Annotated in this window: 13 protein-coding genes; 9 read left to right on the forward strand and 4 right to left on the reverse strand. The window is 63.3% G+C overall.

Features of this window, described 5'->3' with window-relative positions; translation table 11 throughout:
- The first annotated feature begins 356 nt into the window (after positions 1–356).
- The gene (locus ABZ824_RS01350) at positions 357–941 is read left to right on the forward strand and encodes a GNAT family N-acetyltransferase (RefSeq protein ID WP_356960983.1); all 585 of its coding nucleotides are present in this window, start codon (positions 357–359) and stop codon (positions 939–941) included.
- A gap of 235 nt (positions 942–1,176) precedes the next feature.
- On the forward strand, positions 1,177–2,355 hold the full coding sequence (locus tag ABZ824_RS01355) for a cytochrome P450 (protein WP_356960984.1): 1,179 nt from the start codon (positions 1,177–1,179) through the stop codon (positions 2,353–2,355).
- A 274-nt stretch (positions 2,356–2,629) separates the two neighbouring features.
- On the opposite strand, the gene ABZ824_RS01360 is transcribed toward ABZ824_RS01355, so the two are convergent.
- A complete protein-coding gene (locus ABZ824_RS01360) occupies positions 2,630–3,832 on the reverse strand; it encodes an epoxide hydrolase family protein (protein ID WP_356960986.1) in 1,203 nt (400 codons plus the stop codon).
- A gap of 103 nt (positions 3,833–3,935) precedes the next feature.
- Here ABZ824_RS01360 and ABZ824_RS01365 point away from each other — a divergent pair, with 103 nt between their 5' ends.
- From ABZ824_RS01365 to ABZ824_RS01390, 6 genes are all read left to right on the forward strand, one after another.
- Positions 3,936–4,505, forward strand: coding sequence for a CGNR zinc finger domain-containing protein (locus ABZ824_RS01365; protein ID WP_356960988.1), 570 nt, complete (start codon positions 3,936–3,938; stop codon positions 4,503–4,505).
- A gap of 71 nt (positions 4,506–4,576) precedes the next feature.
- The gene (locus ABZ824_RS01370) at positions 4,577–6,367 is read left to right on the forward strand and encodes a choline/carnitine O-acyltransferase (protein ID WP_356960990.1); all 1,791 of its coding nucleotides are present in this window, start codon (positions 4,577–4,579) and stop codon (positions 6,365–6,367) included.
- 111 nt (positions 6,368–6,478) lie between these two features.
- The gene (locus tag ABZ824_RS01375) at positions 6,479–7,906 is read left to right on the forward strand and encodes an MFS transporter (protein WP_356960991.1); all 1,428 of its coding nucleotides are present in this window, start codon (positions 6,479–6,481) and stop codon (positions 7,904–7,906) included.
- Positions 7,907–7,985: 79 nt separating this feature from the next.
- On the forward strand, positions 7,986–9,167 hold the full coding sequence (locus ABZ824_RS01380) for a pyridoxal phosphate-dependent aminotransferase (RefSeq protein ID WP_356960993.1): 1,182 nt from the start codon (positions 7,986–7,988) through the stop codon (positions 9,165–9,167).
- Positions 9,164–10,201: an NAD(P)-dependent oxidoreductase gene (locus ABZ824_RS01385; protein ID WP_356960994.1), complete on the forward strand. Its 1,038-nt coding sequence runs from the start codon at positions 9,164–9,166 to the stop codon at positions 10,199–10,201. The genes ABZ824_RS01380 and ABZ824_RS01385 overlap by 4 nt, the downstream gene beginning before the upstream one ends.
- A gap of 71 nt (positions 10,202–10,272) precedes the next feature.
- Positions 10,273–10,932, forward strand: a complete 660-nt coding sequence (locus tag ABZ824_RS01390) for an IS5 family transposase (RefSeq protein WP_356960995.1) — start codon at positions 10,273–10,275, stop codon at positions 10,930–10,932.
- Positions 10,933–11,055: 123 nt separating this feature from the next.
- On the opposite strand, the gene ABZ824_RS01395 is transcribed toward ABZ824_RS01390, so the two are convergent.
- The 3 genes from ABZ824_RS01395 to ABZ824_RS01405 all read right to left on the reverse strand — a co-directional run bounded on the left by ABZ824_RS01395 (position 11,056) and on the right by ABZ824_RS01405 (position 13,639).
- Entirely contained in the window at positions 11,056–12,033 is a 978-nt protein-coding gene (locus ABZ824_RS01395; RefSeq protein WP_356960997.1) for an amidohydrolase family protein, read from the reverse strand.
- Positions 12,034–12,112: 79 nt separating this feature from the next.
- A complete protein-coding gene (locus tag ABZ824_RS01400) occupies positions 12,113–12,760 on the reverse strand; it encodes a TetR family transcriptional regulator (protein ID WP_356960998.1) in 648 nt (215 codons plus the stop codon).
- A gap of 474 nt (positions 12,761–13,234) precedes the next feature.
- Complete coding sequence (locus ABZ824_RS01405; protein ID WP_356961000.1) at positions 13,235–13,639, reverse strand: nitroreductase/quinone reductase family protein; 405 nt, start codon at positions 13,637–13,639, stop codon at positions 13,235–13,237.
- An 83-nt stretch (positions 13,640–13,722) separates the two neighbouring features.
- Here ABZ824_RS01405 and ABZ824_RS01410 point away from each other — a divergent pair, with 83 nt between their 5' ends.
- Positions 13,723–14,361, forward strand: coding sequence for a TetR/AcrR family transcriptional regulator (locus ABZ824_RS01410; protein WP_356961002.1), 639 nt, complete (start codon positions 13,723–13,725; stop codon positions 14,359–14,361).
- The last annotated feature ends 66 nt before the right edge of the window (positions 14,362–14,427 follow it).

Below are 14,427 nucleotides of genomic sequence, written 5' to 3' on the forward strand. Positions count from 1 at the left end.
ATCATCGGCGGGTGACCGGTGATTGCTGCCGGTGGAGGTGATGACCTGTTTTGTTCGGCCCGACCCCACGGAAACGCACGGTTTGCATTCTGGTTTGTATCGGATGGCCGGTGGGTGTGGTGATCCTGGGCCGATACCATTGGCGACTCGCCGCCGGGCGAGGTGACGTTCGCCCGGATCGAAGTAGCGCCTTTCAGCCCGAGGAGTTCGGTACTACCTATCGCGCGGTGAACCGGCCGATGCCTGCCGGAGGCCATCGAATCGCGGGGGTGGGCGTGTGCATGCGGTACTCGGGAATGGAAGTGGTAAGGGTGACACCGGGCCGATATCCTGTGCATATTGTGGGGAGGTCGACCATGGACGATGCTCTGCAAATACCGCATCTGAGAGCCACCGCAGACTTGGAACTCCGCCCGTGGTCGTTGTCCGCGGCAGACCTCGAGCTTGTGAGGGAAGCTTCTGCCGACGACCTGATCCCTATAACCACGGTGCCTGCGACCTTCTCGCTCGAGGCCGCAACGAGGTTTGTCGAACGCCAGCGGCAACCAGCGACCGATCGAACCGGATACCCGATGGTGATCGTCCGGCGACCGGACAACACACCACTGGGAAGCATCGGCCTGTGGTTGAAGGACATCGACGAAGGCCGCGCATCGCTCAGCTACTGGGTGGTCCGCTCTGCCCGGGGCCATGGCGTCGCCGCGCATGCTCTGGCGGCAATGGCTACCTGGGCGCTGGAAGAGCTGCATATCCCACGACTACAGCTCTATGTGGAACCTTGGAACCGCGCTTCGATCCGCACTGCGGAGAGAGCCGGTTTCGAATGCGAAGGGCTCCTCAGATCGTGGCAGAAGGTCGGCGATCGACGCCGCGACATGTTCATGTACGCGCGCGTGGCAGCGGGAGCCCTCGCCGAGGCGGATGGAGTTCACATCGGTTAGACCTCGATGGCCGGTTGCCCGGCCGTCGCGGGTGATCGTGAACCGATATCACTGCCGGCACAGTGTTCGATAGGCCCGGTGGTGCCGGGTACTCACCTCATGGTCGACCCCCACGGCCTCGCTTGCGAAATTACTCGAGACTATGCTTGATCTGCGTTTGTACGCACCGCCAGTGGATAAATCCGCTCGAAAAAATCTGATGAATCGCTCACCCTCTCTATGAGAGGACCGTCCGATGGGTTTTGCAGAGATGCGCCGGTTCCGGCGTGATCCGTTGGGTTTCCTCGAGAATCTGCGCCGGACCAGCCCGGTAGAGGTGTTCGGGCTGCCGTGGGGCGGGTGGTGTGTCGGCGATACGGGTCTGGCGCTGACGGTGCTGAGTGACCGCGCTTTCAATGCGGAGAAGTCCGGGTTCTTCGGTTCTATGCTGCCTTCGCGGTCTGCTCAGGTCGATTTCGGCCGTGCGGTGCGCGCGATTCTGCGGACGCATACGCCCAAGTATCGCGAGTCCCTGGCGGCGGCGGTGATCGAAATGCCCTCCGTCACCCGCTGGCCCGCAGCGGGGGTCGAGCTGGTGTATCGGTGCACCGCGGACCTGTTGCTGCACCCCGATGGTTCTCCCGAGTTGCGGCATTCACTGGAGCGAAACGCACGCGTGGGCGCGCTTCGCCCAGCCCGAATGGCGCAGCGGGCGCGGGCGCAGCTGTTGCGCGTCAAGCTGTCCACCGCGCTGAACGAGCAGATCCGGGACCGGCGCAGCGCCACCGGCCGCAGTGCGGAAGCCGAACCACGGGATCTGCTCGATGCCGTGATCGGTGCCTGTCCCGACGGCGTCGCCGATACAACGGTGGCGCAGCTGTATGTGCTGATGTTCCGGTCCATTGTGGGACCACTGGGCTACTCGCTCGCGTGGTCGGTGCTGCTGGGCAGTCTCCACTCTCCCGGCGCACCATGGCCTTGGCCCGTCGACTGGGTGGTACGTGAGGCCCTGCGGCACCGGCCGGTCTCCTGGATGGTCAGCCGTCCCGTCCCCTATCCCGCCGAGTTCGGGGGGATCGCCTTCCAGACCGGCGACCTGCTGTCCGTCAGCCCCTATCTGCTCCATCACGACGACAACCACTGGACCAGACCAGGAGCATTTCAACCCGACCGCTGGATTCGACCGAGCGAGCACGGCCCATTTGTGCCCTTCAGTTCCGGCCCCTTCACCTGCGCCGGCGCCGCGGTCGCCCACGATCTGGTCACCGATGCAGCCACCGCCCTCATCGAGAACACCGCTATGCGCGTCATCAGCGGCGGTGATACCCGCCCGATCGTGACCAATGCCGCGACCCCCAGGCCGTTCACCCTGCTGCGTACCCCCACAAGCCCTGGCCACGCCCGACCGAGCCCCAGGAAGGAGGTGACATCATGATCAAGGCATTGCTGTTCATCATCACCAACAAGCCGACCCGTACCTGGGACCCCGCTCAATACGGATGATTCTGCTACCGGCTGGATGGCTCGACCAACGCCAGGAGTGGATGAAACGTCCCGAGATCACAGCCGCAGCAGGATCGGCGGTGTGAGTCGACAGACGATCGCGCTGGTGACCGGCGCGAACAAAGGAATCAGATACGAGGTCCGCCAGCCGGGACGCGCTCGGCCGGCGGATCGGTGTGGGCGCGCGCTCGGCACCCCAGTCGCGTTCACCGATCGGCGTCCAGCACTGCTGCGAGGCCTTCTTGTAGGTCCTTGACGAAATACTCGGGAACCTCGAGTGAGGGGAAATGTCCCCCGGCTTCGGGCGAGTTCCATCGGACGATCTGTCGGTACCGCTCCTGTGCCCAGGGGCGCGGGCACTTCTCGATGTCGCGGGGATACACGGTGATCGCCGACGGGACGTCGACCCGAAGTTCGGGGTCGAGCGAGTCGTGGCTCTCGTAGTAGATGCGGGCCGCCGATGCGCCGGTCCGCGTCAGCCAATACAGGGTGACGTCGTCGAGAATGCGGTCTCTGGAGATCGTCTCGAACGGGCTGTCTTCGGTATCTGTCCACTCGGCGAACTTGTCGAGGATCCAGGCGAGAAGCCCGACCGGTGAGTCGACGAGCGAGTAGCCGATGGTCTGAGGTCGGGTCGCCTGCTGCTTCGCGTACGCCGCGTGGTGGCGCCAGAAATCGCGGGTTTGCTCCGTCCATTCGCGTTCGGTCGCCGTCAGTCCTTCCGTTGTCAGCCCGGGCGGTGCCTGCGCGGTCGTTGTGTGGATGCCGAGAACGTGCGCCGGGAACCTGCCGCCGAGGACCGTGGTGATCACACCTCCCCAGTCGCCGCCGTGGGCTGCGAACTTGCTGTAGCCGAGCCTTTCCATGAGTTGCACCCATGCGGCCGCGATCTTTTCGGTTCCCCATCCGGTGGTGGCCGGCTTGTCGCTGTAACCAAAGCCTGGTAGCGACGGGGCCACGACGTGGAACGCCGGCGTGTCCGCGTCTTTCGGATCTGCCAGCTCGTCTACTACATCGATGAATTCGGCAATGCTGCCCGGCCAGCCGTGCGTCAAGATCAGGGGAGTGGCATCTGCGCGCTCGGATCGGCGGTGCAGGAAGTGGATTCCCAGGTCGTCGATGGTCGTGCGGAACTGGCCGATCCGGTTGAGGCGCGCTTCGAACGACCGCCAGTCGTACCCGGTGCGCCAGTAGTTCACGACGTCGACGAGGTCGGCGAGCGGAACGCCCTGTTCCCATCTGCGAGGGTCGGGGGCGGCGCGATAGACCGTCTCGGCCTCCGGTAGCCGCGCTGTGGCCAGTCGCGCGCGTAGATCGTCGAGGACGGCGTCGGTCGCGTGGGCTTCGAATGCTTGCACGTCGACGGGGTCGGGGGTGAAGACCGGATCGAGGTGGCCAAGTGCAGGCATGAGACCTCCTGTTCATCGCGGAACCGGCTTCGGCCTATCGAGAACCGGCTAAGACGGTTCTAGCATGGCTCCGCATCGGCCGGCAACCAGCTAAGGTGGTTCCATGCCTGCTGGGCTCCCTGACTTTCGCCTCGGTAACGTGCTAGCGACCAGCTTCACGGGGACTCTGTCCGAGCGCCATGGCGACCGTGTGGAACGCATTCCCACGCCGCAGCGACTCGTCGACTGGCTGGTCGTGTACGGCCTGGCCGTGGACTCCTGCACTACCGCCCAGCTGGAACTCGCCTGGGAACTGCGGGAATCGATTCACGCCGTCGCGACAGCGGCCGCGCTCGGAGACGCTCTTCCCGCATCTGCTGTCCAAGTCATCAATGACAGCAGCATTCGGGGTCGGGCGGCGGCCGTTCTGACATCCGAGGGCAGTCGTCAATGGCGACTCGGCTCCGCTTCCTGCGTAGAAGATGCCCTAGGCGTGATCGCCGCCGATGCGATCAGCATCGTCGCAGGCGAACGGAACGGAAGACTGGCCTTGTGTGCCTCGCCAACCTGCCGAGCGGCCTTCTTCGACACCAGCCAAAGCCGCACCCGCAAATGGTGTGACATGAACACGTGCGGGAATCGTCAGAAGAAGGCGCGTTTCAATGCCAATCAGCGCAAGGACATCCAAGGCTGACTATGGTCGGCCGCGCCCGGCATTCCCACCACTGGAGCCAGTCGTTGCGGTGGCGATGAGACACTCTGACGGTGAGCGAGAAACCCGTCGGCGAGATGTCCGGCAGCACATTCGATTACGACGACGAATTGCCGCGACTCCCCATTCCGACGCTGGAGGAAACGTGCGAGCGGTTTCTCCAGCGGTGTTCGCCGTTGCTGACCGACGAGGAACTGATGGTCACGACAGCGGCCGTGGATCAATTCCTTGCGTTGGACAGTCCGGCCCGGACGTGGCAGGCCGAGATCGAGCGATTCGATCGGACGCCGGGCGTCCACAGTTGGCTCGACGCCTTTTGGACATCTCGCCATCTCGGCTACCGCGACAGTATCGCGCTCAGTGCGAATTCCTTCTTCTTGCTCACGGACTCAGAGCACGGTCAACTCGAACGCGCCGCCGAACTGATCGCGCGCGCCACCGCGTACAAACTGGAACTCGACGCCGAGATGATTTCGCCGGTGATTCTTCGCGGCCGCCCGGTGTCCATGCACCAGAACAGGTGTCTGTTCTCCACCACCAGAATCCCCGGCATCGAATTCGACGCCGTGCGCTCCGCTCACAGTGCCGGAGAACCAGGCTCGTCAACGGTCCGGCACATCGTCGTCCATTTCCGTCGTCAGGCGTTCCGAATGGATGTCCTTGCAGCGGACGGTACCCCACATCGCATCGAGGATCTGATCGCCGGGCTGGATGCGATCAGGGGAGCCGATCCGGCCGCGGAGCCGTCGCCGGGAGCGCTGACAACACAACCGCGCGCGGCATGGGCGAGGGCCCGCCAGGCTCTCCTCGAAGATCCGGACAACGCCGCCGCGCTCGAGACGATCGAGACGGCACTGTTCTGCGTCGCGCTCGAGGACTTCGCGCCCCGAGACGAACGCTCCGCCTGCAACGCGCTCCTGCATGGTGACGGCGAGAACCGCTGGTACGACAAGGCGTTGACATTCATCGTGTTCGCCGATGGTCGCGCGGGCGTCAACATCGAGGAGTCCGGCCTGGACGGAACCACGGTTGCCGGCTTCTGCGACGCGATTCTGGCGAATGCGACAGCCATCTCGGCGGACCGGCCCGGCCGAGCGCCCGAGATATCGCCCATCGAATTCCGTTTCGATGAGGACCTGCGGCACGAGATCCGGCAAGCCGCCGCCGACTTCGGCAAACAGGCGGGCGAAATCGCCACAGAGGTGGTGACATTCGACGACTTCGGCTCGGACACGGCCAAACGTCTCGGAATATCGCCGGATGCGTTGGTGCAAGTGGCTTACCAACTGGCTCATCAACGGTCCAGGGGATTCCTCGGCAGCACCTACGAATCCGTAGCCGTGCGGCATTACCGCCACGGCCGCACCGAGGCGCTCCGGGCGGTCACCCCCGAAGTCGTTCGTTTCGTGGCATTGATGAACGACTCGACCGCTACGCACACCGCTCGCGCCGAAGCGCTACGTGCCGCGGCGGGGGCACACGTCGCCAACACCAGAGAATGCCAGGCGGGGCGCGCTCCCGAACGGCATCTCGTGGAGCTACAGCGAATTCAGCGTCAGCACGGCGAAAAGCCGCTCGCGATCTACGAATCTCCCGGCTGGCGGATTCTGCGTGACGACTATCTCAGTACCAGTGCTGTGTCGTCGGTCAATGTTCGGTTCTTCGGTTTCGGGCCGCCGACCGCCGATTGCATCGGGATCGGCTATATCCTGCAGCCCGGCAGCTTCGGCGTACATCTGAGCGGTTCCAAGGGCATCGAACAACACATGCTCGAATTCGCACACGCCATCTCTGTCGCCATCCCGGAGTTGTGCGCCCTGCTCGAGACGACATCCGTCGGCTAGCGTTGCGTATCGATGACTGCTCGTCCGATCGCCAGGAGTAGATATTCCACCCGAAAGTGAGTGGGAGTGAAAGCCTACCGAGAGCTTCTGGCAAATCGGACAGTATGCAATATGGTGCTGATCAGTCTGCTGTTCCGGACTGTTCTCAACTCCCAATCCCTACTGTTGGTAATGCATGTGCGGCACACGTTGCACCTTTCCTACGGTGCTGCGGGTTTGTTGAGCACTGTGGTCTACCTGTGCATGGCCGGAACCGAGCTGCGGCGCGGCCCGCGTCTCGATCGATTGGGCTTGCGCCCCACCATGGCTCCATCGATCCTGGTAAACGGGATCTGCTGGCTCATCGCGCCATTCGCTCCGTTTCCCGTGTTGCTGTTGCTCGCGGCGTTGGCGGGATGGTTCGAAATACCGGTCATCAATGTCGCGAAACAGGCCATTACGGTCGCAACGACCGAACGCGAGCGGAGGCCGGCGCTCGCCGCGTACGAGGTGACCGCGGACGTGTCGCTGTTGGTCGGGCCGCCGCTGGGCGTCGCGGTGATGAATATCTGGGACACGGCGATGGTGCTGCTCGTGGTCCGGTTGGTGGCCGTGGGTTGCGGTGTCCTGTTGCTGAGACAGAACCCACCGCTGCGAACCGAGACGAGCGAAGTGTCACGGCGGGTCCCACGGCGATCCTGGTTGCAGACCGGCTTCGTGACGGCATGTGTCGGATACGCCGCGGCCGCCGCCGTCCTGTGTGCGGAGGAACTGAGTGTCATCACGGCCATGCACGACTTCCATGCCAAGCATGCGATCGGACTGGTGCTGGCCATCGGCGCAGCCGGTGCGGTGGCCGGTGGGTACGGGTACGGCGCGATCTCCAGAACCATCTCGCCGTACGTTCTGCTGGTCGGACTCGGAATCGGCGTGTCGCTCTGCGCCCTCGCGGTCGGGCCGGTTTCGCTGGCCATAGCCGTTTTCGCGGTCGGCGTGCTGGCCGGTGCCGTTTTCCCGGCCTGTACCGATCGGATGAGTGCTGCTGCTTCTGAGGACGCACTCGGAGAGGCCCTCGGCTTTCATTTCAGTCTGATGTGGGTCGGCGTAGCCATGGGAAGTATCGGGGCGAGTCAGTCCGTCGACTTCGCCGGTTCGTCAGGAGGCATCCTGGCCGCAGCCACGATCGGTATCGGCGCCGGAATCGGGCTGGGCCGAATCGCGGCTCGCGCCGGCCCCATTCCCGGGGCGTCCGGCCCAGTGAATCGAGCATTCATCGTCACCGCGACCAGGCGGATACTGGATATCGCGCAGATCACCCTTGCTCGAAATACCGATGGTTCACTCGACGTCCGACTCGGCGGAATTTACGCCTTCGAGAAGAAGGTGAAGCAGCCGGTTACCGGACAGCGCAACGGAACCGAATCCTCAGCCGTATCGTCAATAGATTCCGAGGCTGCCGACCCGGGTCGAACCGGAATGCGACAATTCCCGACGCCTTGGACCGAAACTCCTTCATCTCCTCAGCGAAAAGGTTCACCGTGGAGCCGGCCACCCGCTTGAACTCCGCGGTTTCGTCAACTGCTGTGGCTGCCCGGCTATCGCATCAGCATGCAACTAGTATTTCGGAGGTCGACCAACCGTGACACTTATCCGTACGCACAGTTCGAATCATCCGAATCCGCTCGGGCGCACAACCAGCACCACCTACGAGAGGCGTAGTCTCGATCGCGCCGTAAACCTATCGGATGCGCATTGCCGTCAACCGCTGACGCCCTCCCAGATCGAAATTGTCGAACGATTTCCAGATCTCTTCCACGAGGCGCGAGATCAATCGCAGTCCGAGCTGGAAGAGGCGTTCCTCACCGCCTTTCTGCGCCTGGCGGGCGAGCCGATGCATCAGGATGCATCCAGATATATGCTGTCGTATTCCGCATCATCCGCGATAACAATGGTGGTGAGTTACTGCGCTCGCGCGGGAAAGCGAGTCGCCTTGATCGAGCCGGTGTTCGACAATATCTCCTCGATCTTGCGCCGAGAGAATGTCGAGCTCGTGCCGCTGCTGGAACAGGATTGCACCGTCGAAGACCTGCCTGCGGCGATGGCTCGGCTCGATCCTGCGGTGGTCTGGCTGGTCTCGCCGAACAACCCCACCGGATGGACGCTGTCCGAACCGGGGTTCAGAACGTTGGTGCAGTGTTGCGTCGACCGTCGTTGCACCCTGGTTCTGGACTCGTCTTTTCGATTCTTCTCACCTCTGCCGAGCGGGTGGTCGCAGTACGAGGTCCTGGAGGAATCAGGAGTCTCCTATATTGTGCTCGAAGACACGGGCAAGACCTGGTCCACCAGCGAGATGAAAGTCGGATTGACGGTATGCAGTCCGGATATGTACGCAGATATGTACCGACTGCACGACGATCTGTTGCAGAGTGTCTCTCCTTTCCATCTCCGGGTGCTGACGGAATTCATCGAGGACAGTTCGAAGCATGGCATCGAACACAGCATCCTTCCTTCCGTGCTGGAAAATCGGGCTATCCTCCGCTCGATTCTCGCGGACGGGGGATTGGAATTCGTCACCGAATCGCGATCGCCCGTCTCGGTGGACTGGCTCCGGCTCCCCGAGGGACTCGAGTGTGAGAATTTCGTCCATGAGGCGATCTGGGAGGGAGTGCACGTGCTACCCGGAACGAACTTCTTCTGGAATCAGCCGGAGCGCGGGAGAAAGTTCGTCCGCGTCGCCTTGGCTCGCGATCCGCAACTGATGTCGGAGGGTGCGCAGTTGCTGCGAGACACCGCAGTCCGGCTCGCCGCGAAGGGTGCATGACCGTGCGCGGTCGATCGAGCCGTTATCGCGCCTTGCTCACCGGGGCTGAATTGAAGGCAGCCGAGATCGAATGGCTTCGTCAGCGGAATATCGAGGTAGAAGTCTGCCGTCACGACCTGTCCGAAGTCGAATTGGCGCGCGCTCTGCTGGGCAAGGACGCATACATTCTCGGTGGTGTAGAGCGTGCGACCGCTGTCGCGTTGTCCACTGCCGACGACCTCAAAGTCATAGCGTTCATGGGTGTCGGATATCACGCCTACATCGATACCGCGGCAGCGACCGCGGCGGGGATCGCGGTGACCAACGCGCCCGGAGCCAACGCACGCGCGGTCGCGGAATTCACGATCGGTCTCATGCTCGATGCCTGGCGCGGCATCACAGACCTGACGATGGAAACGAAGGCCGGTCGATGGCCCGAGACCCGGGCACGCGACCTTTATGGGAAGACGCTGGGCATTGTGGGAATGGGGACCATCGGCACCATCGTTGCCCGGATAGCGGTCGGCGGGTTCGGGATGCGAGTGGTCTACGTGAGTCGAACAGCCAAACGGGAACTGGAAGGAGACATCGCCGCTCGCCGGGTCGAGCTACCCGAGCTGCTCGCCGAGTCCGATGTCATCAGTCTCCATGCTCCATACGGCCCGCAGACAGCCCGGATGATCGGCGCAGCACAACTCGCTGCCGTCAAGCCCGGCGCGATTCTGATCAACACTTCCGAAGCGCAGCTCGTAGATCCGGCGCCGTTGCGAACCGCGTTGCTCGACGGTCGCCTCGCGGCCGCTGCCATGGACGGCTACTACGTCGTGCCCGCGCCCTCCGACCAGAACGATCCCTTCGGGCTGATCGCGTTGGGCAATGACAAGCTTCTCGTCACGCCGCACGCGGCCGGCGCTACCGAGGAGTCCTACCGCGCGATGCTCGCGGCTAATGCCGAGTCGGTCAAGAACATCCTCGAAACAGGAGAAGACCCACGAGTCGTGAACCCTGGCTTCCGCGATCATGCCCGTTGGCTGCCGGTGCGCCACCGCCGCTAGAGCGTGTCTCGAAGTAGCGCCGCAGGTGCGAGACTATTTGGCGGGCCGGAGACCTCGGGAGCACCCTAGCGGTGACCGCGCGAGCGGATCTGACCGATGCCCAATGGGCACGGCTGGAACCGCTGCTACCCACCACGAAACGACCTGGCAGGCCCTCGAGATGGACCCGACGCCGCCTGCTCGACGGGATCCGCTGGGGGATCCGGGTCGGCTGCCCGTGGCGTGACATCCCGCCGCAGTACGGATCCTGGCAGGCGATCTATGCACTGTTCCGCCGCTGGACCCGTGCCGGGGTGTGGGCAGCAGTGCTGCGACAACTCCAGGCGATCGCCGACGCCGCCGCGCAACTCGGCTGGCTGGTGAGCGGGGATTCCACGATCATGCGTGCGCATCCACACGCCGCCGGTGCCCACCGCCAAGGCGACCACCAGGTCGAACCGCCCGGCGGGCACCGCGCCGAACCCGCTGATTACGCTCTCGAGCATTCCGATCGCCGATCAGTTCCTGAACCGGATATTGCTGTGGTGCCTATTCGGACCGGCGTTGTATCGGTGCACCTGGACGCCCGCTGTCATCGAGTTGGCGCAGCTCCCAGCCCTCGGCTGTCTTGTCGCGATGTCCGTGTACATGCTCGGTCTCGCTCGATTCTGGGATGGCGGGTTCGGGTGCGCGCTAATTTGACCTTGAACGGCCGCGATCCGAGTTTTGCTTCGGGCCCGATCAGTAGATGAGGCCTCGGCGGGCGCGGGTCGGCTGAGGCTGCTCGACTCGCGCAATGCGCGCACGCCTCGCCGCGCGGTATCTTTAGTTCTCGTCGGTCGCTGGTTAGCCGACCCTCGGTCGGCCGGAGACGGTTACAGAGTCAGCGTCCCCTGTGATGCCGTATCGATGCGTCTGGCAGCGCTGGGTAGTAGTTCGAGTGCGTTACGCCATATTTTTTCCCGATGCTGCTCGGTAAGAAGCGGGCTTTGCGCGAGGTGTTGTCGAGTGGCTGACATCGTTGTTTCGCTTGTACAAGGCGCGCCCCAGTCGGAGCCATAGACGAGGTGGTCCGGAGTTGTCATCTCGAGGGCCGCCGCAAGAGAATTCGGCATGCCGCTTGCTGCTGTATCCACATACAGTCCGGCGAGTTGCAGGCGCATCTCGTCCGACCGTAGGTGATTGGGATTGGGAACCCATTCTTCGGACCCGAGGGTGAGCAGCCTCCCTGCCAGTGCAGGCAATGCGCCGCCACAGTGAGCAAGAATAAATCGCACATTCGTATGTTTGCGCAAGACGCCGGCATAGAGGAGATCGGTCACAGCTCGGGCCGTCTCGAAAGCAACATCGATGAGCGCGCTTGGACGCCCGAGCGTAGGCGGCGCAAATGGATTGGGATGAACAAAAACCGTCGCGCCGCGTCTGTCCAGTTCTGACCAAACAGGAGCCAAGCGTCCGTCGCCGAGCCAGACGCCATTGTATTCGCCGGACACGGCAAATCCATCGGCACCCAGTTCTCCGTACGCCCGGTCGATCTCGGCAAGGCAGGCATCGGGATCATCTGTGGGGAGTGCTGCGAGCAGCCCGAAACGAGCTGGGTATTGGGCAACCAGCGAGGCTCCATAGTCGTTGAAGGATCTGATCGCCTCGCGAGACCTTGGGATATTACTCAGCAACTGCATCGAAACACCCGTTCGATCCATGATGTCGAGCGTGCCTTCGACTGTCCAATGGAAGGGGCTCGGCGACAGAAAACAGCCCTGTTCACGCATCGTTTTCCAGAGGCCTTCGCGTTGCTCGGCTGTCGTTGGAGGGAAGAAGTGGGCGTGGATGTCAACTAGTCCGTCGGTCATGGCGGTGCCTTTCGCGGTCGAGATAACCCACACCCTAACGGGTCTGTCATAGACTGACAAGTCTGTCAGTTGGTGACAGTCAAGACGGCCGGTTCGCCATCCGCGCCCTCGGGCGCGCGACCGGTGTGCGGACCGCCGCGAGTGCGGTATCGAGCAGTGCCACGATGTCAGTGGTGCCGCCGGATTCCGCCCAGGTCCGAATCGCGATGTCCAAGCAAGCGAGTGCGGAGGCGGTGATTGCTGCTGCGCGAAGCTGTCGGGTGTTGATCGGTCCGGGCAGCCGCGCCTGCACGCCCGGTATCAAAAGTTCCAGCCATTGTGCTTGCTTCTGCCGTCGCGCGGATTGCAGAGACGGCGTGGAGTCGAGTAGGTGCGCGCGCGACAGAGCCTCTGGCTGGTTGTCGGCGTAAGTCGCCAGCAGCGTGTGGAACGATTGCCGCAACGCCTCCCAAGGCTCCTGGTCCTCCGGCCTCGCTTCCAGGGCTTCCCTGAGCGTCTCGCCGATCTCGTACATGTTGCCGACGACCATGTCTTCCTTGGACTCGAAGTAGCGGAACACGCTACGAGCGGAAACGCCGGCTCGATTCGCGATCTGCTCGACAGTGGTCTGCTCGAATCCTTGCTCGATGAACAGTGTCATCGCCGTATCCGCGATATTCGCGCGAATGGCTGCGCGGCCGACAGTGCGCAGGTTATTCGTGGTCTTTGACACGTTGGAGGAGCTCATGTCCTGACCTTATCGCCGTGCTGCGTTCCCCCTTCGCGTGTCAGCGACTGGTCGGCTGTGTTGCTGCGGGTGTGGCGCACCCGAGGAGTCGGTCCACGCTCGGCGGGAGTCGGCCGAGCAACAGATTGCGGATGCTATTGATGGGACCGTGAGTCGTCAGCGGGTGCGGTGTTGAGTTTGCGCGAGGTGCCGACGGGCGCGAAAGGTGTGCAGTGAGCTGGACCGGCTGCGGAAGGGAGTGTTCCGGCCGCCGTCGAAAGCGCATACTGTTCGCGCCGGATCGGGTCGCCTACTCGGCGGTGATGGGTTCGGTGGCCAGGGGATGGTCTATGGGCCGTGTCGACTCTGGCATGCCGCCTGACGCGCCTAACGTAATCTGGGCCGCGGCCAAAGCGCGCGCCTCATGCGGCCGGCCGGGGGTCGGCGGCATTATGCGTGGGCGTCGCTCCGCGATCACCACCGAGCGGTTGTTCACTATCGGTCGAGATCAATGCGAACAGTGAGCAAGTTGGTTCCGAGCATGCGCACATTCCAGCTGTTGAAGCGTGGAAGTCGGCGCAGGCGCGCGTGCGCGTCGTCATGGGGCAGTAAGTGTGCGGTGCCCGCGTACCAGCGCGAGCGGATCTGTAGCCGCACGCGGGGATTCGCCTCGATATTACGGACATAAGCCGAAGTGAACCCGTGGTTGCTGACCATCCAAAACGAGCCATCGACAACGCGACCTCCTACCGGCGTCCGCCGCGGCAGGCCGGTGCGGCGTCCTGTTGTCTCCAGTAACGCCTGACCGGGTAGGTGTCCCACCACACGGCGCATCAAGGGGTTGGCGATATGCCGGTGATACCAGTTCACCTGGCGCTGCTTCGAGGTCGTCGAGGTCATCTACTTGCCCGCCTTTATAGGTACCAATGGTCTCGACAATCCTGGTCCCTCGTTGTCAGTTCTGTCAACGCTAGGCTGATTTCGTGACGAAACCACGCCCGCACACCGGGCGCCGCCGGAATGATGCCGCGCGTCGCGCCATCCTCGATGCGGCGGCTGACCTGCTGGCTCGCTCCGGTGGCACTGCGGTGAGCGTCGCTGATATCGCGTTGCGGGCAGGGGTGAGCAAGCAGACGATTTACCGGTGGTGGCCGTCCAAGGGTGCGGTACTGCTGGAGGCGATGAGGGAGTGGGCCAACAACAGTGCGCCGGATCCTGACACCGGCACGTTGCGCGGGGACCTGCTGGTTTTCCTAACCGCCACCTTCATCGGTGTGGCGACGCCGTCGACGACCGCTCTGCTGCGCACCGTGCTCGCCGAAGCTCAAACCGACCCGACAACGACTGCACTGCTCGCGGATTTCGCCGATGACCGCCGCGCTGTGCTGTCTTGCATTCTCAACAGAGGTGTCGCCCGGGGCGAACTACCCTCGGACGCCGACCTGGAATTACTCACCGATCAGATATACGGTGTGCTGTGGTACCGGCTGGCGGTGACCCGAACCCCGCTGGACAAAGAAATCGCTGCGCGCCTGATCGACTCGTTGCGCCTCGACTCCTCTCACGCGATGTCCTGCCGTTCTCGTCTCTCCAGCGAAACGACGTCCGCTATCGACCTGTGACGAGTTTGTGCTGTGGTCCGCGATGGATTCTCGTTCGCGGCGCCGTGGTCTTGGCTCGATCCGCGT

Origin of the sequence: Nocardia sp. NPDC047038 (assembly GCF_040644075.1) — a bacterium.
Lineage (GTDB): Bacteria > Actinomycetota > Actinomycetes > Mycobacteriales > Mycobacteriaceae > Nocardia > Nocardia sichangensis.

What these genes read in the sequence shown, in the direction of transcription:
- ABZ824_RS01350 (WP_356960983.1), top strand. Translation starts at nt 357, where the DNA reads ATGGACGATGCTCTGCAAATACCGCATCTGAGAGCCACCGCAGACTTG.
- ABZ824_RS01355 (WP_356960984.1), top strand. Translation starts at nt 1,177, where the DNA reads ATGGGTTTTGCAGAGATGCGCCGGTTCCGGCGTGATCCGTTGGGTTTC.
- ABZ824_RS01360 (WP_356960986.1), bottom strand. Translation starts at nt 3,832, where the DNA reads ATGCCTGCACTTGGCCACCTCGATCCGGTCTTCACCCCCGACCCCGTC.
- ABZ824_RS01365 (WP_356960988.1), top strand. Translation starts at nt 3,936, where the DNA reads ATGCCTGCTGGGCTCCCTGACTTTCGCCTCGGTAACGTGCTAGCGACC.
- ABZ824_RS01375 (WP_356960991.1), top strand. Translation starts at nt 6,479, where the DNA reads ATGGTGCTGATCAGTCTGCTGTTCCGGACTGTTCTCAACTCCCAATCC.
- ABZ824_RS01385 (WP_356960994.1), top strand. Translation starts at nt 9,164, where the DNA reads ATGACCGTGCGCGGTCGATCGAGCCGTTATCGCGCCTTGCTCACCGGG.
- ABZ824_RS01395 (WP_356960997.1), bottom strand. Translation starts at nt 12,033, where the DNA reads ATGACCGACGGACTAGTTGACATCCACGCCCACTTCTTCCCTCCAACG.
- ABZ824_RS01400 (WP_356960998.1), bottom strand. Translation starts at nt 12,760, where the DNA reads ATGAGCTCCTCCAACGTGTCAAAGACCACGAATAACCTGCGCACTGTC.
- ABZ824_RS01405 (WP_356961000.1), bottom strand. Translation starts at nt 13,639, where the DNA reads ATGACCTCGACGACCTCGAAGCAGCGCCAGGTGAACTGGTATCACCGG.